Annotated in this window: 16 protein-coding genes; all 16 read right to left on the bottom strand. The window is 30.2% G+C overall.

The window, feature by feature from the left end:
- Positions 1 to 25 precede the first annotated feature (25 nt).
- Positions 26 to 1897, bottom strand: coding sequence for a DUF349 domain-containing protein (locus H1R17_RS09285; protein ID WP_163433015.1), 1872 nt, complete (start codon positions 1895 to 1897; stop codon positions 26 to 28).
- A gap of 84 nt (positions 1898 to 1981) precedes the next feature.
- Entirely contained in the window at positions 1982 to 2701 is a 720-nt protein-coding gene (locus H1R17_RS09280; protein WP_163433016.1) for a shikimate dehydrogenase, read from the bottom strand.
- Positions 2702 to 2720: 19 nt separating this feature from the next.
- Entirely contained in the window at positions 2721 to 4127 is a 1407-nt protein-coding gene (locus tag H1R17_RS09275) for a tetratricopeptide repeat protein (protein ID WP_163433017.1), read from the bottom strand.
- A gap of 81 nt (positions 4128 to 4208) precedes the next feature.
- Positions 4209 to 5399 carry an aspartate aminotransferase family protein gene (locus tag H1R17_RS09270; protein WP_163433018.1) on the bottom strand — a complete coding sequence of 397 codons (1191 nt, stop codon included), beginning with the start codon at positions 5397 to 5399 and terminating at the stop codon, positions 4209 to 4211.
- Between the two features lies 1 nt (position 5400).
- Positions 5401 to 7062 carry an OstA-like protein gene (locus H1R17_RS09265; RefSeq protein ID WP_220458690.1) on the bottom strand — a complete coding sequence of 554 codons (1662 nt, stop codon included), beginning with the start codon at positions 7060 to 7062 and terminating at the stop codon, positions 5401 to 5403.
- Positions 7063 to 7154: 92 nt separating this feature from the next.
- Positions 7155 to 11150, bottom strand: a complete 3996-nt coding sequence (locus H1R17_RS09260; RefSeq protein WP_163433019.1) for an AAA domain-containing protein — start codon at positions 11148 to 11150, stop codon at positions 7155 to 7157.
- Positions 11151 to 11254: 104 nt separating this feature from the next.
- A complete protein-coding gene (locus H1R17_RS09255) occupies positions 11255 to 12526 on the bottom strand; it encodes an adenylosuccinate synthase (RefSeq protein ID WP_163433020.1) in 1272 nt (423 codons plus the stop codon).
- 28 nt (positions 12527 to 12554) lie between these two features.
- Positions 12555 to 13007 (bottom strand): Fur family transcriptional regulator, encoded by a 453-nt coding sequence (locus H1R17_RS09250; RefSeq protein WP_163433021.1) that lies wholly within the window; start codon positions 13005 to 13007, stop codon positions 12555 to 12557.
- A gap of 65 nt (positions 13008 to 13072) precedes the next feature.
- Entirely contained in the window at positions 13073 to 15277 is a 2205-nt protein-coding gene (locus tag H1R17_RS09245) for a bifunctional (p)ppGpp synthetase/guanosine-3',5'-bis(diphosphate) 3'-pyrophosphohydrolase (RefSeq protein WP_163433022.1), read from the bottom strand.
- A gap of 112 nt (positions 15278 to 15389) precedes the next feature.
- Positions 15390 to 16028, bottom strand: a complete 639-nt coding sequence (locus H1R17_RS09240; protein WP_163433023.1) for an outer membrane beta-barrel protein — start codon at positions 16026 to 16028, stop codon at positions 15390 to 15392.
- Positions 16029 to 16078: 50 nt separating this feature from the next.
- Positions 16079 to 16876: an RNA methyltransferase gene (locus H1R17_RS09235; RefSeq protein WP_163433024.1), complete on the bottom strand. Its 798-nt coding sequence runs from the start codon at positions 16874 to 16876 to the stop codon at positions 16079 to 16081.
- Positions 16877 to 18199: a DUF58 domain-containing protein gene (locus tag H1R17_RS09230; RefSeq protein WP_163433025.1), complete on the bottom strand. Its 1323-nt coding sequence runs from the start codon at positions 18197 to 18199 to the stop codon at positions 16877 to 16879.
- Between the two features lie 6 nt (positions 18200 to 18205).
- On the bottom strand, positions 18206 to 19198 hold the full coding sequence (locus H1R17_RS09225) for a MoxR family ATPase (RefSeq protein WP_163433026.1): 993 nt from the start codon (positions 19196 to 19198) through the stop codon (positions 18206 to 18208).
- The gene (locus H1R17_RS09220) at positions 19179 to 20375 is read right to left on the bottom strand and encodes a DUF4350 domain-containing protein (protein WP_163433027.1); all 1197 of its coding nucleotides are present in this window, start codon (positions 20373 to 20375) and stop codon (positions 19179 to 19181) included. Before H1R17_RS09220 ends, H1R17_RS09225 begins: the two co-directional genes overlap by 20 nt.
- Positions 20372 to 21169 carry a hypothetical protein gene (locus tag H1R17_RS09215; protein ID WP_163433028.1) on the bottom strand — a complete coding sequence of 266 codons (798 nt, stop codon included), beginning with the start codon at positions 21167 to 21169 and terminating at the stop codon, positions 20372 to 20374. The genes H1R17_RS09220 and H1R17_RS09215 overlap by 4 nt, the downstream gene beginning before the upstream one ends.
- On the bottom strand, positions 21162 to 22115 hold the full coding sequence (locus tag H1R17_RS09210) for a hypothetical protein (RefSeq protein ID WP_163433029.1): 954 nt from the start codon (positions 22113 to 22115) through the stop codon (positions 21162 to 21164). The genes H1R17_RS09215 and H1R17_RS09210 overlap by 8 nt, the downstream gene beginning before the upstream one ends.
- Positions 22116 to 22121: the final 6 nt, after the last annotated feature.

The raw sequence follows: 22121 nt of genomic DNA, 5'->3' as shown, positions 1-22121 counted from the left end.
CGGTACAAGCCGGTTTTTATCTTTTTTAGTTTCTAGAGTTAACATTTTTTAATTGTGTTAATTTTTCTTTCCACATATTTAATTCATCTCTTTGGCGCTCAATATTTTTATTAATTTCTTTTACCAAAGGATTATCAGCTTTTGCATTTGAAATAAACTGAACATTGTTTTCTAATTGAAAGATTTCATGCTGAATTTCTTCTACTTTTCGTTGAACAAAAACAGTTTCATTTTGAATTCGTTTATTGTCATTGTTTTCAATTAACTGCTCTATTTTGTTGTTAAACTTAACCAATTCAGCTTCTTTCTTTGTTAAGCTTAATTTGTCAAATAAAGCATCTAAAATTTTATTGAATTTACCTTCAATATGTCTACGTGTTTGTGGTACGGGTCCAAAAGATTTCCATGTTTCAATATGTGCTTTTATAGCATCTAAATCTTCTTTATGACTTCCTTGTAACTGAAATTCTTTTAACGATTCTAAATATTCTTTCTTTTTTTCAAAATTCCCCATTTCAGCCTCAATCTCTTGGTTTTTAACCGAATGTAATTTATCAAAATAACTGTTGCAAGCAGCTTTAAACTCTTTCCATAGTTCGTCTGAATATTTACGAGGAACATGCCCAATATGTTTCCATTCTTCTTGAATTTTCTTCATTATTGGTGTAACATTAGCAAAATCATCACTTTCATTTAATGACTTTGCTTTAGCAATAAGCTCTTGCTTTTTTAACAAATTATCTTGCTGCTCTTTCTTAATGTCTTTGTAAAAATTATTTTTTAAAGCATTAAAATTACGTGTTGCATCTTTAAAAGCAACCCAAGTTTCTTCATTTTGTTCATTAGGAACTCTACCCAAATTAAAAAACTGTTGACGTAATTCTTCTACTTTTTTAATACTGTTTTGCCAATCATTATGAGCAACTATTTTTGTATCAGCAAATTCTTGAATTGCCTTTATTACCTCATTTTTCTTTGCAAGATTTTCTTCTTCTTTTTCTCTGAATTCGTTTTGTAAAGCTTCACGCTTATCATGCAATTGTTTGGTAATGCCACTAAATTCTTCCCAAATAGTTTCTCTAATATCTTTAGCTACTGGCCCAATTTCTTCTTTCCAAACTCGGTGTAAAGTTTGTAACTCTCTAAAAGCTTTGCGAATATCAGGTTCATTAATAAGATTTTTGGCTCTATCTATTAATTTTTGCTTTTGCTCTAAATTGTGTTTAAAGTCGTTATCACGTGCTTCACGATCTAAATGTAATTGATCATAAAAACGTTCTAAATGAAAATGGAAGTTATTCCAAACGTGGTTGTAATTATCTTTTGGTATTGCACCAATTTCTCTCCAACGCTCACGCATTTGTTGAATATCCTTTAAAGCAGCATTGTAATTTTCAGTATGATCAACTAATTCTTTTAACTCGGTAATGATTTGGTTACGAGCTACTAAGTTCTTTTTTAATTGATCTTGAATTGATTTATAATGCGTATTTCTTTGTTCTTTATATGCTTGATATAATGTATCAAATTGATGTTTGGCTGGCATATCATATTGAAAATCAGACGCAAAAGCTTCAGGATTCTCTTCTAAGAATAGCTTTCTTTTTTCGTCTAAAATTTCATGATATTTATGTAAAAAACTACGTTTTATTGCTTCTACATGATCACGTATAACTGTGATTTTATGATTTTTAAGCAAAGAGTCTAATTCTGTATTAAGTGCGTCTAAACTTAAATCATCGTAATTTAATAAAGGAATTTCTTTACTTTCTGTTATTGTAGTTTCTTCGCTGTGTTCAGCATTTGTGCTATTTATAGCATCAACAATAGTATTTTCAACTATTTCAGGATTCATTCCGTCTGCATTTTGCAGGTTATCATTCTTTTCTTCTAACATTATATGAATGTTTAAGTTTAACAAATATTGTTGAAAGATAAAAAAAATCTTGAGAAATTCAAATCCTGCAGTAAAAAAATCTCTTTAAAGATTCCAAATTTTAAAAGCTTCTTCCGCTTGAATTTCAAGCATTTCTAGTCCATTTTTAATTAAGGCACCTTGAGATTCACATTTTTGTAAGAAAGTTGTCTTTTCTGGGTTGTAAATTAAATCGTAAGCTAAATGATTAGGCGTTATATATTCATAAGGAATATCCGGAAATAATTCTGTATTAGGAAAAGTACCTAAAGGCGTACAATTCACAATTATACCACAATCTAAAATAATTTCTTTAGTTAAATCAGTGTAGGTATAATCACCTAAAGTTCTTGAAACTGTAACGGTTGCAATATTTAACTGTTTTAACGCATAAATAATTGCTTTACTTGCACCGCCTGTTCCTAAAATTAATGCTTTTTTATTATGCGATTTTAGCAAATGTTCAATTGATTTTTTAAAACCAATCCAATCTGTATTATAACCAATTACCTCTTTGTTTTTTACTTTAATGGTATTTACAGCGCCAATTTGTTGTGCATGAAAATCTAATGAATTTAGAAAGGGAATAATGACTTCTTTATAGGGAATAGTTACATTAAAGCCATCGTAATTTTGATTAAACAAATTAGTTACATGATTAACGCTATCTATATCAAAATTAACGTATTGAGAGTTTAAATTTAATTCGTTTTTAAACTTATTATTGAAGTAATTTCTTGAAAAAGAATAATCTATATTCTTACCAATTAAACCGTATGTTTTCATAAATAAAAAATCGTTATTTTCATAACGATTCATCAGAGTTAAATTTAGAAATATATTGTTGAATGAAGTCATTTTGCCAAACCGTTGGAAAAAGTTCTTCAAGTATTGTGTTGTTTTTGAAATTTAAAGTTAAGGCATTTGTTAAATGATATTGCGCCTTTTCTTTTTCATTAACCAAAAAATACAAACCTGCTAAACGATATTCAATTTCATATTCATCATTAAAAATATCGCGTGCTTTTAATAACTTTAAAATTGCAGCATCATCTTCATTAAGCGCATGTAAAGAATCGGCCATAAATAACCAAGAATCAATAAAATCATCGCCATTTTCAATTGCTTTTCTAAAACCAAGTTCGGCTTCTTCAAAAAAGGTTAGTTCTTTGTTAATAATAGCAAATCTTCTCCAATACAAAAAATTATGTTCATCAATTTCAAGTGCTTTACTAACAAAATGCAATGCCTTTTTAAAGTTGTCTTTCTTAATGTACAAATCTGCAATGGCAATCCATGTTTTATCCATTAAAGGATCTTCATGAACCGATTTTAAATAATACTTTAAAGCCTTATCTAACTGTTTTAAATTTTCAAAACAACTTCCTATTCTTTGTAAAACGTAAGCCGAAGCATCATCAATTTGCAAGGTTGTTTTATAACAATCTATGGCAGCTTGATACATTTTTAACTTTTCATACGATTTTCCTTTTTCAATGTAAGCACCAATAAAGTTTTCATCAATAACACAAGCAAAATCAAACGATTCAACTGCTTTTTTGTAATCTTTAATAGCGTAATACTGTTTTCCTAGCTGATGCCAAGCTACTTCAGAATAAGGGTTTTCATCAATAAATTCATCTAAAAAAACAATGGCTTCTTGATGTTGATCCATAAAATCAAAACAATAAACCACGTTGTATAAAGACGATTGATCTTCAGAATCGTATTTTAAACATTTAATAAAAGATTCTTTTGCTTGCTGTAATTCATCAATATAAAGATATTCCATTCCTAAAAGGGAATAAACATCTGCAAAATCTTCTGTGTGTTGTAAGGCAATGTTTAAACTATCAATTGCCTTAGCGTGTTCTCCTTGTTTAGATAAAATATTAGCACGTTGTATGTATATTTCATCATTAGAAGGATCAATTGCTTGCAATTCGTTCAGTAGTTTTTCAGCTTTGTCTAATTTATTTTCAAAAACAAGCAATTCAACCTGAACCAATTTTAAACCTATAGAATTGGGATGTTGCTCTAATCCTAATTTTAGTGCTTTTTTAGACAGATTTACTTTACCTGAATCTAAATAATGCAATATGATGTTCTCAAATTCTTCTGAATCAAAAAAACAAATTTTGTTTGTTTTTAGCATATTCTCGAATTTAGAGATAGACATTCTAAAATATTCTTCTTCGTCGTTTGTAAACATAATCGACTGGTTTTATTATTAAATATAGTGCTAAAAAGTCATTTAAATAATTGCTTTTTGCCTATATTATTAACATTTTAATTAACAAAGTTCAGCCTGAACTTCATCTAAGGCTTCTAACAAAATAGCACAACCTTCTTTAATTTCTTCTTCTGAAATGGTTAACGGAGGCGTAATGCGAATGGCTTTTCCTTCAAACATCAACCAAAATAATACCAAACCTTTGTCTTTGCATTTTAAAATTACTTTGTTTGTAATTTCCTCAGAAGGTGTCATGGGCGCTAACATTAATCCAATACCATGAATATCTGTTATTAAAGGATGTTTTAAAAGCGATCTAAACAATTGTTCTTTTACCAATGTTTGTTCCATTAAATTGGTTTCTAGCAATTCTTGTAAGGTTGCTAACGAAGCTGCTGCAATTACAGGATTTCCACCAAAAGTTGTAATGTGTCCACATTTAGGATCGTGTGCTAATAAATCCATGTGTTTTTCGTTTGCAGTGAAAGCACCAACAGGCATACCGCCACCCATGCCTTTACCCATAACTAAAATATCAGGAACAGCATCGTAGTTTTGAAAGCCAAAAAGTTTGCCTGTACGCCCAAAACCTGGTTGAATTTCATCTAAAATAAGCATAGTTCCCGTTTCATTACAACGATTTCTTACCTTAGTTAAATAATTATTCTCTGGCGCAACAAACCCTGCACTACCTTGAATGGTTTCTAAAATAATAGCAGCCGTTTTATGTGTTATTTGTTGTAGTTGTTCTTCATTGTTAAAATCTACAAAAAGCACATCTGGTAACAAAGGTCTAAAAGCACGTTTTCGCTCTTCGTTTCCTAAAATGCTCATAGAACCTTGCGTATTGCCATGATAAGCATTTGTACAAGAAATGATTTGCGAACGCCCTGTAACTCTTTTTGCAAGTTTTAATGCTCCTTCAACAGCTTCGGTACCCGAATTTACCAAGTACGTTTTGTTTAAAGAAGCAGGTAGGTTTTGCGCTAATAATTTACAGAAATCAACAGCCGGTTTTTGAATGTATTCTCCATAAACCATTACATGTAAATACTTGTCTAACTGATCTTTGATAGCGTTAACAACACGCGGATGCTTATGGCCTAAGGTACAGGCCGATACACCTGCAACAAAATCTAAATGTTTTTTACCATCGGTACTATAAATATAACTGCCTTGGGCATGTGAAATTTCTACTTCTAAAGGATATAATGAGGTTTGTGCTTGGTATTTAAAAAAATCAGTTTTCATTTTATTGTCCTCGTTTTTTTATAACGTTTTGTGATCTTGAAGTTCGTTTAAAATTCAATGTTTTGTCTTGAACTTCCATTGGTTTTTCATTGATTTTATCGTTTTTAAGGACTTCTTTTGCAGCTGTTTCATCGTGCTTCAATTCTTCATCTATAAACAACTCATCAACTGTATATATTCGTTCATCGCCCCGCCAATGAAATCCTTTTAAGAGTCGAGCATTTTCTGGAAATTGCTCTGGAGGATAGGTCGTTCCTTCAGGATTTATCATACGTGTTGCAGTGGTAATTTTGTTATCTTCTAATTCTAACACAATTTTGCTGCAAATACCTTTATCAATACCTTTTAGTTCGCCTTCATCGTATAAATAATAAACCATTTCAGCGTTTTGAACCAAATCAATTTGCTTTATTTTATCATCAACAAATTTTCCATATAAATTGATTCCTTTTGCCTGATTATACCCTGTACCCAAGGTATCGCGCTCTACCACAAAGGCATTGTTGAGGACTTTTAAGGAATCTAATTTTTCTGTTGTAACATTATTTATTAGGTGAATGATATCTCCAGTTAATTGACTTTCGCCTTTAAAAACAACAGGTGTTCCAATCAATTGCATTAAACCTGTTTTTTGATCGTAATGCAACGAATCGCCTTTGGCACTCATATCAGGTGTGCGCAATAAACGTGCATTTGGATATCCATAAATAACTCGCTGTTTATCTGGCCCTACAATATGAAGGTTTTTAGCATGATAATACGAAGTATCTTTTGGAGTATGGTATTCAATTAAAGGCTTTTTGGTCATGTAAATTGAATCGTTTCCTCTAAAAACCTCTGCAAAATGACTTGTAGCAATCATGTTGTTTATGGTATCGGTAACTTTTACATTGTTAATTCCTTTTGCATAGCCTTTCTTTTCATCATAATACATTTCATCGGCTTCAATACGCTTGTTATCATACAAAATAAACGATTTATCAATCATTTTTCCTTCGTTTAAACGCGTATCATAAAAACCGTTTTCAGTATAAATATGATTTCCTTTATTATCAATAGTTGACGGACCAAAGAGATATGCATGCCCTGAATCTTCGTAATAATCTAAATGGTTTGATTTGATGACCGTTTCAGGATTTGTAATAACTACTTGCGTTCTAAACTCGTATTTTAATTCATGCGAATAATATTTGCCCGCTTTAGATTTTAACGTATTTTGTTTGTTGGTAATAGTAGCGAAATTATCATAATAAGCAATTCCGGTATTTCTATCGTAATACACTTTTTCTGATTTTAAAGAAGAATCAGGCGATGTCATTACAACATTTCCAGAAGCATATGCAATTTTATCAACTCCATTGTATTCTGCATATTTACTAACCATTTGTAGCGTATCATCTTGAATTAACTTTACGTTTCCAAAAAGTTTTACATAATTTTCTTTTTCAAAAAAATAGGCTTTGTTACAATAAATATACATGCTGTCATGCTGCATTTGTACATTACCCGTTAAAATTTTTGCTCCCGGAACTTCAAATTCATTTATATCTGTAAACTCAGAAGCTAATAATTTAATTATTTTGCCCGATGGTTCTGGTGTTTGCGAACTTACTCCTGTTATGCAGAATAATATGAAAAATAGGTATAAAAATGTGGTTTTCAATCGAAAAATATTTTTTACAAAATTACGTAAATATACTGATAAGTTAACTAAACTTTTGTTAATCAAATTGTACCCTTTTTAAAGGTTTTACACTATTTTAAAATAGTGTTTTTGCTCAATATTTTATCTATTTCGCTGCTGAAATTTTTATTTTCTTGCCAAGAAAGATGACTCCAAATACGAATGTATTCATAACCTGCATTTTGTAATATTTTTGCTTTATGAAGATCTTCTAAATAGGCTAAATTTCCTTGATATTGCTTCTTAGTTAAACATTCAATTGCTATTGGCTTTTGATTTTTTGATTGAATTAAAATATCCAAAGTATATCCGCCAAAACTGTAATTTAAAGTAATGGTTTCTAAAGGATATTTTGCTTTTAAAAATTGATATACTTCTTTTCTAAAAGTATCGTTTTCTTGTTCAAGTGTTTCATTTTTCTTAGAGCCATAAAGATCTAATTCGTTTAAAATTTCTTGTCTGGTTTGCTCATTTTCATCGCTTACAGCTTTACAATAAGCTAAATAAGCATAAAATACAGCTCTACGATTATTGGCACCTTCTTGAGCTAAAGCTGTTTTATAAGAATTGTAATATTCTGAAGGAATAGAATTGCAAATGTAAATTTTCTCTTTGGCTCTGGTAATGATTACGTTTAACAATTTGTATCCTTTGGTATGATTAATGGGACCAAAACTTTGCAAGAATTTACCGTCTTTCTTTTTACCGTAAGTGGTTGATATAATGATGATATCACGTTCATCTCCTTGAATATTTTCTAAATTCTTCACAAACAAGCCCGCGTTTTCTAAAGCCGTAAGTTTTTCTTTAAAAGCGCTATTACCTTCTTCGCTTTGTTTTTGAATGATTTTTCTACGGATGTAATTGCGTTGTGTAATATTAAAGGTAGCAATACCAACCGATGGATACGTTCCATCTGATTTTGCTTCTATTTTTTCTAAAATTTCTACAACTTTATCGGCTTCTTCTTTATTAATATGCTCATCAAAAGTTCCGTTAACTTCATAAAATTCAATCGGTTTTTCATTGTTATTACTTGGTAACGGTTTTAAACGAGCATTGTAAAAGGCATGATTTGAAAAATCAATTAAATATGGATGTTTTGAACGATAATGAAAATCTAAGTGATTTTTATCAAATTGATATTCTAAAGCATAATCTAATAAAGATTCAATATTTAAAATAGCGTTTTTAAAGGTGATGATTTCCTCATCTTCTAAATCGTCTTCATCTTCAATATTTCCATCAAAAACTTTACTAAAATAATTTGAAGGCGGCATTTGATGCTCATCTCCCGCAATAATAATATTTTTACCTTTTAGCAAAGCGGGCAAATTATCTTCTAGTTTTAATTGCGAAGCCTCATCAAACACAACATTGTCAAAATAGTAGTTTTTACCTTCAAATAAATTACTGCAAACATCGGGAGTTGTTAAAATAATAGGGAAAAAAGTAGTAAACAAATCTGTATCCATCATTGCAATTTGTCTTAATGGCAATCTGTTATGTTGAGGACTTTTTCGTTTGTTGTACAAATTTGCAACTGTTATATCCTTATTATTTTGCTCAAATATTTTAACAGAGGTTTGTTGTGATACATCCCAATAATTTTGAATGAAGTTTTTTTGTAATACGCCAAAATCTTTCGTTTTTAGTTGTAATTCATTATAAGTAGCTTCATTGAAATTTGGAACATTTGCTGCTTTTTCTACTAATAATTCATAAAAATAAGCATACAAAAAAGTTGTTTGCCACTGATTATGTGAATACAATTTTGCAACACATTTCTTTTGGAATGATGAAAGTTTTTCATAAAAAGCATACCAATTGTAGCCTAAAAGCAAAGAATCATTACTTTGATTGGTTTCATGTTGTTGAAAAATATTTGAGAGGTAATTTTTAAAATCGTTTAAAGAATTACCAAAAGCACTGTCTTTTAAATAAGCATCTTGTTTTATTTGATTTTGTAAATTTCGAATATCGGCAACAATAGCATTTGATGTTTCATTAGTAATGTTTTTATCAAAGAAGTTTAAAAAATCAATTTGAGTAAAATCTGTTTTTATGTTTTCTTCAAAACTATTTTTTGTTGTTGCTATTTTTTCTTTATAAGCAATAATTTCCGTTTTGTTTTGCCATAAATTGTTTGAGATATTTAAGGTTTCAAAATGATTGTTAAGACTTATTTCTTTTAATTGTTGACCAATTTCTTTTAATCTTTTTTGATTTTGTAACGATTTTTTCTTGGAACCAGAAAATAAAGCCATCAATTTATAGAAAAATCCACTTGTTTTCTCTTCGTTAAACTCATCTGCGTTAGCACCAATTGTAGCTGTAATAACTTCGGTTTCGTTTATTAATTTAGTAGCTAAATCAAATTGTTGCGCAAATAATTCTCTCTTCTTGGTATAATAGTAGGTTTCATACAAACCAACATTTTTGTTGATATGCAACCATTTATCATGATAAACTGCAAAAACATCATTTACATGTTGTTGCAGCAATAAAGGATTGTCAGCTATTATTTGATCATTGTTGTAAATAAAATTGTTTTCAAAAGGTTGAAAGGTTTTATATAAATTCTCAGCTTGATTGAAAACATCTTTTATTTGCGAAAATTCTTCGTTTGTAAATTCAAAATGCAAGTCAGTTACATCTACTTTTTGGCTTGTTGTTCTAAAATGCAATACTTTTGCAACAACATCTGTATACAATAAATCATCAATAACTTTCGCGTTTAAAGCATTGTGGATACCATTTATCAATTCTTTTGAAACTTCTATTGAATCAATTGCTTGTTTTAAAATCTGTACATCAAATAAAGCATTTGTTTTCTTAAAATCGGTACTATCAATGGTATTTCTAACAGCATCAACAACCAACCGTCTGTCTAAAGAACTATCTTTAATAAGCATGCAATATTTACCCAAGCCCAATTTGTTTAAGGCATTGTAAAGCACTTCTAACGCCGTTTGTTTTTCACAAACTACTATGGTTTTTTGCTTGTTTTCTAACGCATTTAATAAAACGGCGGTTAAAGTTTGACTTTTTCCCGTTCCTGGCGGACCTTGAATAAGTATTTTTGACTGCGTTTTTAAGGTTTCTAAAACATTTTGCTGTGATGGATCTGTTTCTACAGATGTAATATTTTGAAAAGATTCATTTACAAAATCCTCATTTGTAAACGATTTTTTTAATGATTCATAATCGTTTATAATGTTTTGCTTTTGAACTTCGAACAAGGAAAAAAGTCCACATTTTTCAATAAAAGCATCACCACGATTTTCTAACTGAGTATTATAAGTTGCCTTGGTTTTTATAGGCAAAATGCGTTCGTAATTATTTAACAAGAAGTCAATGTTTTGATTTACTTTAAGTTGTGTTAAAATGTCAGTACAAATAGTATGTAATTCAGGTTTGTCGATTTTATCATCTTCTAACATTTCAGCTGAAATTGGCTTTAAAACAACACCAGAATCACTTTGTAAATGATTGATTAAAACCTCGTTTAAATAAATGGGATCATCTTCGGTTCTGGAAATTTCCCACGTGTTCATTTCGTTGGATTGTTTGATGTTTACTGACCAAATAAGGATAGGCGAGGCTGTAATTTGTCCATCATTCATATCTTTTCGAACTAAAATAGGAAAACCAAAGCCCAAAGTATTTACCCCTTTTTCAGATTTGATCACATCATTTTGAAAAATCAAATTATCAAAGCTTAAAGCAAGTTGTTGCAATTGTTTTTCTCTGTCTGAAAGAGTTTCACTACTTATAGTTGAAGTTGTGATCGACTCATTTTCGGTTATTTCAAAGTTTTCTTCATCATTTTTTACACTTGTAGATGAAGCGGTGTCATGAACAGAAAATTTAAAATTGAGTGTACGTTGCGTTAGTAAATCAAGTATAAAACGTTCGGGTAAACTTTGAAAAATAGTGGCTAATCGAGCAACATCAAATTTATAACGAGAACTACCCGGAATAGCGTTTAAATGCACGCCACGGCGGTTGCCAACTTTTAATTTATTTTGAAACGCTTCAAAAACTTCAGCATTAAAACTATTCATAACTTTTTTGTTAGATACGGGGTAAAAGTAACAGTTTAAATTAAAATAAAAAATCCTATAATCTTTCAATTACAGGATTTTTTATTGTTGCAAGAAGTAAAAAATTACTTCATTATTGTTTGCTTACGATCTGGACCAACAGAAACAACTTTAATTGGCACACCCACGTATTCTTCAATAAATGTAATGTATTCTTTTAATTCGGCAGGTAATGCATCATAAGATGTTAAACCCGTTAAATCTTGTTTCCAACCTTTTTTCTCAACAAAAACAGGTTGTACATTTTCTTCTTCAATATTGTAAGGTAAATGATCAATTTCTTGTCCTTTATAAGTATATGCAGTACATACTTTTAAAGTATCAAAACCTGATAAAACATCACCTTTCATCATGTAAAGTGCTGTAACACCGTTTACTTCAACAGCATATTTTAAAGCAACTAAATCTAACCAGCCACAACGACGTGCACGCCCCGTAACCGATCCAAATTCATTACCCACTTTTGCCATTGTTTGTCCTACTTCATCAAATAATTCGGTAGGGAATGGACCCGATCCAACACGTGTAGTATATGCTTTGAAAATACCAAAAACATCTTTTACTTTATTAGGCGCAACACCTAAACCTGTACAAGCACCTGCAGCAGTTGTGTTTGAAGATGTTACAAAAGGATACGTACCAAAATCGATATCTAATAATGAACCTTGAGCACCTTCTGCCAAAATTGATTTTCCTTCTTTTAAAGCATTGTTTAAATAGAATTCAGAATCAATAAAAGTTAATTTTTTTAATTCTTCAACAGCAGCAAAGAATTCAGCTTCCATTTCAGCTAAATCATATTGTAAATCTACATTGTAGAATTTAATCATATCAATATGTTTTTCAGCTAATGTATTGTAACGCTCTTTAAAATCGGCTAATTCAATATCACCCACACGCAAACCATTTCTACCAGTTTTATCCATATAAGTAGGACCAATACCTTTTAATGTAGAACCAATTTTTGCTTTACCTTTTGATGCTTCTGAAGCAGCATCTAGTAAACGGTGCGTTGGTAAAATTAAATGTGCTTTTCTTGAAATTAATAAACGTGATTGTACATCAATATCAAATTGTTGTAAACCTTCAATTTCTTTTTGAAAAACAACTGGATCTATAACAACCCCGTTACCAATAATGTTGATTGATTTTTTGTGGAAAATTCCTGAAGGAATAGTTCTTAAAACGTGTTTAATTCCATCAAATTCTAAAGTGTGTCCTGCGTTTGGACCACCTTGAAAACGCGCAATAATGTCGTATTTTGAAGTAAGAACATCTACAATTTTCCCTTTTCCTTCATCTCCCCATTGAAGACCAAGTAGCAAATCTACTGTCATAATGCTGTGTATGTTAGTCTGTTTTTAATTATTTAGTTGTGTCTTTGTTTTCTTTAGTACCGTAAAAATATAAAGAGTGATTGTTGATTTTAACACCAAAAATTTCTTCAATTGTTTGTTTTATGGTTTGAATTCTAGGATCGCAAAATTCAATTACTTCGCCAGTATCCGTTAAAATGATGTGATCGTGTTGTTTATCAAAATACGACTTTTCGTAATGCGATTGGTTTTGACCGAATTGATGACGACGTACCAAACCACATTCCAATAACAACTCAATCGTATTATAAAGCGTTGCTCTACTTACACGATAGTTCTTGTTTTTCATTTTAATGTAAAGCGATTCTATATCAAAATGCTCTTCGCTATCATATATTTCTTGAAGAATAGCGTAGCGCTCAGGTGTTTTTCTATGACCTTTTTCTTCTAAATATTTGATAAAAACATTTTTTACAATCTCTTGATTTTTATCTTCTTTCATGGTATTTTTTAACGACACAAATATAAATCTTTATTATTGATACTGAAAATTAAAAAGCATCTAAATTATGCAGCTCCAAAAACTCGGGTTATTTTTTCAACACCGTCTATAGATTGTATATTCTCAATTAATTTATTTAACACTTGATTATTGGGCACTATAACTGTAATTTGACCATTAAATATACCTGCGTTTGAACTTAAAGAAATACTTTGGATATTTACGGTCATTTGATTGGAAATCACTCTTGTAAGCTCGTTTGTTAAACCTAAACCATCAATTCCTTTAATAAGTAAAGTAGCATTGAATTCTTGTATTGAAGAGTCAATCCATTTTGCTGGTAAAATACGATAAGCGTAGTTTGATTGTAAACTAATTGCATTTGGACAATCAATTTTATGTACTTTAATGCCTTCATTAATGGTTACAAAACCAAAAACATTATCGCCTGGAATAGGGTTACAACATGATGCTAATTTATAATCTAGCTTTTCATCATCTTTACCAAAAACAAGTAAATCTAATTTGGTTTCTTGTTTTTGTTCAGGTGCATCTTTACGAATGGTTTTCTTAAAGAAATTTAAGAAAGCGTTGCTGTTTTTGTGGCTTGCAAAATCTTTTAATTGTTGATTTTCGATTTTTCCTGAACCTACACGATAAAATAATTCTTGACTTGTTTTTAGTTTAAAGAAATTTACTAGTTCATTAACTGTTTTTTCATCAAGTGTAATTTTTAAATGTTTTAGTTTACGCGTTAAAACTTCTTTTCCTTCGTCAGAAATTCGTTTAGTATCTTCATTTAAAACATTCTTAATTTTATTTTTAGCACGTGCAGTAGTTACATATTCTAACCAATGCGAGCTTGGTTTTTGATTTGCTGATGTAATAATTTCAACCTGATCGCCAGAATTTAATTCATAATTTAACGGAACCAACTTACCGTTTACTTTTGTACCACGCGTTTTTAAACCAATATCGGTATGAATACTAAAAGCAAAATCTAAAGCTGTTGCGCCTTTTGGCAACGATTTAATTTCACCTTTTGGGGTGAAAATATAAATTTCCTTAGCGTATAAATTCAGTTTAAAATCCTCAACAAAATCAACTGCATTAGATTCTTGACTTTCTAAAGTTTCTTTTAGTAAATTCAACCATTTATCCAAACTGTTTTCTTCGGTAACGCCTTGTTTGTATTTGTAATGGGCAGCGTATCCTTTCTCAGCAATTTCGTCCATACGTTCGCTTCGAATTTGTACTTCAACCCAACGACCTTTTGGTCCCATAACCGTTATGTGTAAAGCTTCATAACCTGTAGATTTTGGTGATGAAATCCAATCACGCAATCTACTTGGCGATGGACGGTAATGATCAGTTACTACAGAATAAATCTTCCAAGCCACAAATTTTTCATCATGAGTATCAGAATTGTAAATAATTCTAATAGCAAACTTGTCGTAAACTTGATCAAAAGTTACGCCTTGCGCTTTCATTTTTCTTACAATAGAATAAATTGATTTTGGTCGACCTTTTATTGCAAAATCAATATTTTCTTTATCAAGCGCTTCTTTTAAAACCGATGTAATGCTTTCAATATAAGCCGTTTGTTCTTCTTTACTTTCTTTTGTTTTGCTTAAAATATCATTATAAACATCTGGTTCAGTGTATTTTAAACCTAAATCTTCTAGTTTTGTTTTAATGTTGAACAAACCCAATCTATGTGCTAAAGGAGCATAAATGTATAAGGTTTCAGAGGCGATTTTTGCCTGTTTATACGGCGCCATGCTTTCCATAGTTTGCATATTATGCAATCTATCGGCAATTTTTATCAGAATTACACGCACATCATCATTCAACGTAAGTAACATTTTACGATAATTTTCAGCTTGTAGTGAGATATCTGGATCGGGTTCCATTCTAGAAATCTTTGTTAATCCTTCAACAATTTTAGCAATTTTAGGATTAAACATGCGCTCAATATCTTCAACTGTAATTTCAGTATCTTCTACAACATCATGCATTAAAGCAGCAGCAATAGAAGTTGGACCCAAACCAATTTCAGAAGCCACAATTTTAGCCACCGCAATAGGATGGAAAATATAAGCTTCGCCCGATTTTCTTCGTTGGTCTTTATGTGCTTCAACCGCCACATCAAAGGCTTTGCGTATTAATTTTTTATCTTCATCAGATAAAGTTTGGTAACTAATACTTAAAAGCTCTTTATATTCACGTGCTATTTCTTTGTTTTCTTTTTCTATTTCTTCTTGTGTCATATAATTGCCCTTGATTTTCTATCTAAATATAGTGAAAATCTTTATTTGTTAAGTGTTTTTCATAAAAAAAAGGAGCATTATTGCTCCTTTAAAATTATATGTTTAAAATATGTTAGAACATATAGAAAATACCTGCAGAATATTGTGCATGAGAACCAGGTCCGTTGGTTGAAATATTAGATCTTCCCATAGCTTCTACATTGATACCTAAACGACGGTAGATTTTATCATGATGATAACGAGAGCTTTTTGTAGCAGGAATATCGGCAATCCAAAAATTGATACCACCACCAGCACTTGCCATAGTTAAATCAACCTCGTTTAAACGTAAATGGCCAATACCTGCTTTAATGTAAGGATCTACAACTGGTAAGTTAAACAAACCGCCTAAACTATAAGCTAATGAACCGTTAAATGAAATAATAGTAATGTCTTCAGAAACAATATCGCCATTCATTACATCATCTTTCATCATTTCGTTCATTGAAAAATCAGCCTCAACCGATAAGTTTTTTGCAAACTCATAACCCAACATTACTTTTGCAGGAATACCACCAGAAATCATACTAGCGCTTGTTCCTTCAGGTAAATCAGAATGGTTAAAGTTAAAATCCATCATGTTATAACTAGCGCCTACTTTCCATTTGTAATCTTTAACATAACGCTCATATTTATGAATTACTTGCGATTGTGCTTGAACACCAACCAATAAGGCCAATCCTAAGAAAGCTTTTAATATAGTTTTTTTCATAAAGTCTTAAATTTTTTATAAATATAATTAAAATTTTTAATAAATAAACGTTAGCTCATTCTTTGTCGCTTTGCTTCAAAAATTAAAACCGCAGCGGCAACAGAAACATTCATTGAATCAATTTGCCCTTCCATGGGAATAATGATGTTGTTTTGAGACGATGTTCTCCAAATATTGGATAAACCTGTCGCTTCGGTACCCATAACAATTGCAGATCCTTGCGAAAAATCAACAGAAAAATACGGAACCGCTTCTTGCAAAATAGCACTGTATATTGCAATGTTGTTGGTTTTTAAATAGTTAATAATCTCTTGCGATGATGCCACAGCAACCTGATTGGTAAAAAGAGCCCCAACGCTAGAGCGCACAATATTAGGATTATACAAATCGGTTTTGGGATCGGCAATAAACAACGCATCAATTTTAGCAGCATCGGCAGTTCTTAAAATAGCGCCAATATTACCTGGTTTTTCTAACGATTCTAAAACAACAATTAACGGATTTTTAGGTAATTGGATGCTTTCTAAACTGTGATCTTTTGTTTGCGATATGGCAATTATACCTTCGGTACTTTCACGATAAGCAATTTTTTGATAAACTTCTTTCGAGATTTCTATCTTTTCCGTTGTATTTGGCGTATTCTCTAATAATGTTTTAATACGAAGATTGGTTAGAAAATCTGAACAAACCAAAAGTTGCTCTATTTTATAATCATTTTTTAAAGCAAATTCAATTTCTCGCACACCTTCAATCACAAATTGCTGCTCTTTTTTTCGAGCTTTGCTTTTTTCTTGTAATTGAACAATACTTTTAATAAATGGATTTTGTATGCTGGTAATTTGCTTCATTTAAATTATTTCTTGTTGTTTTATTTCTAAGTATTTGTTTAACAGATTAACAGATAAATCGGCAGGTTTTGTATACACCGTTTTAATTCCGTGTAATTGTAATTCTTGCAGAATTAGCTGTTTTTCATGCACAAATTTAGATGCAATTGTTTGAATATAGATATCTTTTGTTGACTTTATTTTTCTAGAATAAATATTATCTAACAAAGTATTTTCAAAAATAATGGTTAAGACCACATGCTTTTTTGCCAAAGCTCTTAAATAAGGTAACTGACGTTTTAAGGCATCTACGGTTTCAAAATTGGTGAAAAGAATTAACAAACTACGTTTTTGAATTTTCTTTAAACTGTTTGATAAAATATATTCATAGTTTGATTCTTTATAATCGGTACTACAATTGTAAAGTGCATCAATAATTCTACGTACTTGTAAAGGTTTGTTATCCGCTTTTATAAAAACATCGGTTTTCTTTTCAAAAATCCAAATACCAGCTTTGTCTTGCTTTTTTACGGAAATATTTGCCAACATAAGTGCCGCATTTATAGCATAATCTAATAAAGACATACCGTTGAAAGGCATTTTCATGGTTCTGCCTTTATCAATTAGTAAATACACATTTTGCGCTTTTTCTTCTTGATAATGATTTACCATTATATGTTGCTTTTTGGCTGTTGCTTTCCAATTAACATGTCGCAAATCATCGCCTAAAACATAGTCTTTAATTTGTTCAAATTCTGCAGATTGACCAATTTTTCGGGTTCGTTTTACGCCATTAGGCAATAAAGCAGTCTTAGAAGCTAACAATTCATACTTACGTAAATTTAAAAAACTAGGATACACCGCAACATTTTGATTAACAGTAAATTTGTATCGTTTATTTATAAATTTTGTGAAAATACTTACGTAAACATTTGCAGCACCAAATTCATAAACACCTCGTTGTTTTGGAGTTACATTATACAAAATTTGCTTTTTTGAATAACGATCAATAGTATCTTTTATAGCAAAAGATCTTTCTTGAAACTGAAAAGGCAACTCATCAATAATATTTAAATGACAAGAAAAAGCATAATGATTTTGTATGGTTAAAACAACTTCATTTGCATCGCCATTAGAAAATCGTTCGGGAAGTATTCGTTCTACATCAATCCCTTTTTTTAAATGAAAAAGCATGAAAAGTTCTGTGCCTACTAAGCCTACAAATACAAGTAACAATAGTAGCGCTACGTAATAAAAAAAAGGTACAAAAAAGCCCACAATAAAAGCTAACATTACCACAAGTAATGCCAAATAAAAACGTGTATTTAAATACAAAAGTTTCATTATAATTTATCGAGGAATTTCTACAGTATCTACAATTTGTTTAACAACATCTTTAATGGTGATACCTTCCATTTCACGTTCAGGTGCCAAAATTAAACGGTGATTTAAAACATAATAAGCCACATATTTAATATCATCTGGTGTAACAAAATCACGACCATTTATTAAAGCAAACGATTTACTTGCGTTTAAAATAGCAATGGAAGCACGTGGCGAAGCACCTAAATACAAGAAATTATGATTTCTGGTATTATTTACAATTTGCGCAATAAACTGAATTAAATTAGGTTCAACCATTACTTTTAATGCTAGTTGTTGAAATTCAATTAATTGAGATGCTGTAATTGCAGGGTTAATTAAACTAGTTTTTACAACATTTTCATTTGCTTGTTCTAAATTTAATAACTGAATTTCCTGCTCTAAAGTAGGATAATCAATGGTTATTTTCATTAAAAAACGATCTAATTGCGCTTCTGGTAAAGAGTAAGTTCCTTCTTGTTCAATAGGATTTTGAGTAGCCAAAACAATAAATGGTTTTTCCATTTGATAGGTGTTACCATCAATAGTAATTTGGCGCTCTTCCATCACTTCAAATAAAGCCGATTGCGTTTTAGCAGGCGCTCTATTAATTTCATCAATCAATACAAAATTTGAAAAAACAGGTCCTGATTTAAACTCAAATGCATTGGTTTGATTATTAAAAATAGAAGTTCCTAAAATATCCGAAGGCATTAAATCTGGAGTAAATTGGATGCGAGAAAACTGCGTTTGAATTGTTTTTGCAAGCAATTTTGCGGTTAATGTTTTTGCCAAACCAGGAACTCCTTCAATTAAAACATGTCCGTTTGAAAGTAACGAAACCAATAAAAGATCAATTAGTTCTTCCTGACCAACAATTACTTTTTGAAGCTCTGTTTTTATGCTTTGTATTTGCTCTTTTAAATCGTTTAAAGGAATACGACTGTTAAAAGATATTTCGTTATTTTCTAAATTTTCCATAGTTAATATTTAATTTTTCCATTAATTGGTTAAACTGTATTAATTGCTGTTGCGTATACGTTTGGTTGTTATTAAACGATTTTACAAAGTGTACAAATTCATCAATTTCATTAGTTAAAGCAACTGTTTTTTGTTGTAATCGTTCTTTAAAATCGTTATCTAAGTTTTGAGTTGGGATTTTCCAATCGTTTCGAATAAAATACAAGGCGTATTGAATTTGCTTGTTTAAAAGCTGTGTTATATCATTTTCTTGATAATACAAGTTACCAACCGTTTCAACATATTCAACTGTTGTGTTTTTAACAGGTTCAATAATTGGAACAATGCGTTGTTTGCGTTTTCCGTAAAAAATGATAAACAATAAAAGTCCAAAAATTAAAGTATACCACGCAAAACGCAAAGTTTGATGTTTAAAAAGTACTCTAAAAATAGATTGATCGTTATCACGCTCATTTGATTGGTAATGAGGATCAAACCAAATAACGTTTTTCTTTTGAATGATTGATGCAAAACCTTCTGTAAAACTACTTGATTGCTCTTTTTTATTCAACAAATAATAGTTGGTAAGCAAAATAGGAGTTGTATTTAAATAAATGGTTCCTTTTCCAAATTTAGTTGCCACAAAAGCTAATTCGTGATTCATTTTTGCTATTGCCAAATGATTTTCAGGTTTTTTAACCAAAAAAATGTTGCTGTAATTATCTTTAATAGTTAATGTATCTTGTGCTAAATTGTTGTTTACAAAATGAATTTTACTTTGAAGAACATTGTAAATTTTTAGTTGTAAAGTATCTAATACCAAACCATTTCCACTGTTAAAATATTCGTTTGATATAACAAGATCGGCACCGTTTTTTACTTTTTCAAGTACTTTTTTAGCTGACATTGGGTCAAAATAACGAGCGTTTTCAATTAATAGAAAAGTGGTTTGAGCATCGTTTATTTTTTTTCCATCTTCAAAAAACTCGTACGGACTTAAAGCCGTTTTTGTAATTTCTTGATTTTGTAATAATTGCGGCAATTCTTTATTAAAAACATACAAACCATAAGGATCTTTGTTTTGGGTATCAAAATTTTTGTCCCAATTAATAGGATTAGGAAAATATAATTGAACAAGCATTACAAATAATGCAGCCAATATAAAGTAAATGCCGTATTTTATATATTCGCTTTTCATGATTTTTTTTGAATTAGTTCAAGAAACTGCTGTTCAATTTTTAAAAAATCGCTAGCTGATATATCGTGATAGCCATACCAAACATTATCATATATGTAAGAAATGTATTGAAAAGATGTTTTATTGCTGGTATTGGTTAGCTCACTTACATATTTTTTTGTTGTTTTATTAGGTTCGTAATTAATTAAATTGTTTTGGGACCAATTTTTAAGCATCCACAAATAATAATAACGAATTGCTTTACGTAAATTGTTTTCTTCTTTTGCTGTTTGCGTTAAAGCTTCAAAATCAATTTTTTCAATATTTTCTTCGATGTATTTTTCATTAATTACAACTTCGGATTTTTTTGAAAACAACTTGATAAATCCTTTTTTGTTTAAATAATACAATAAAAATCCAAAGGCAATAATACCCAAGATAACCAAAACAATGTTTACAATTTCATCAATTACAAGGTTAGAATTAGATGTTTCAATGCTAAACCAATCAACAATTGCACGCCACCATTTACGAATAAGCGATAATAAACCACTTTCTTTTTTAACATCGTATTGAAATTCGGCATCCGAGTATTTTTGTTGAAAGTCTTTAGGAAGCGTTTTAAGAGTTATATTTTCAGAATGCAAGGGTACCAATGTACTGTTGATAGAATCTTGCACTACTTTTTCTTCTGTAAGTACATCGTCTTCAATAACCGTTTTAACAACTGGCTGCAAAGAATCTGTTGACGCATTATTTTGAGCCAACAAATTGATACTTAGAAAAGTAAAAAAAATGAAAATAAATTTATTCATGTTTACCAATTTCGTCAATTGATTGACGCATCGTGTTTTGTTCTAATTTTTCGCGTTCAGAATAGTAAACCAAACCAGTTTGAATTAACAATAAGTGATTAAGCAACATGCTAACTAATATTGAAAAGCAATACACAATAACCATTACAACTAAGAATATTGAAATATTTGAACTGTTCATACTTTGCGATGATTCAATTCCTTCCATACCTAAAACCATGGTAATCATCATAATCATATAAGGTATCATGGTTACCGCCATACTTAACACATAAACAATAATAAGCATGCATAAATTGGCACCAATAATGTTCCAAAAATTATTGGTAATGGTATAAAAAGCATATTTTAAAGCATCAAAAAAAGATTGATTTTTATTTAAATAATAATACAAGGTAAGTGAATACCAAGTGATAAAGGTTGGCATTAATAATATAAATATAAAAATACCAATGATAACAAAACTTAAAATAGCCGCTATTGAAAAAGCAACAATACCAATAATTGAAAAAACAATAACGCTTAACAAGCCAAATAGAAGTAAACGACCAAAATCATTCTTAACCAATGTTTTAATTGATTGTAGTTCAGGCATTTTGTTAGGGTTTTCACCAACCAATCGTAAATAGTATACAGGGTATGAGTAGTTTAATAAAGCTAAATACAAGGAAATAATTACTATGGCAATCATTCCTACAATAAGCAATACAACATTCTCTGTTACAAAAGCATTATCGTATGTTTCGGTTCCTGTAAAACCAACTGTGGTTATTAATACACGATAGTAAAAAGTACCTATTAAAGCCATTGAAACCATTAATAGTAGTAAAGCTACAAAGGCATGCTTTAAGTAGTTTTTAAAATAGTTTTTACCGTAATTTTTTAAAAATTGAAAAGTATCTGAAATAAATTCTCCAAAACCACGAATTTGAAATAACTGAAACATAAATAA

This window comes from Flavobacterium sp. xlx-214, from assembly GCF_013874595.1.
Classification (GTDB): Bacteria; Bacteroidota; Bacteroidia; order Flavobacteriales; family Flavobacteriaceae; genus Flavobacterium.
Note: the sequence above shows the minus strand (reverse complement) of the source record. Positions and strands in the feature narration are given on the sequence as shown.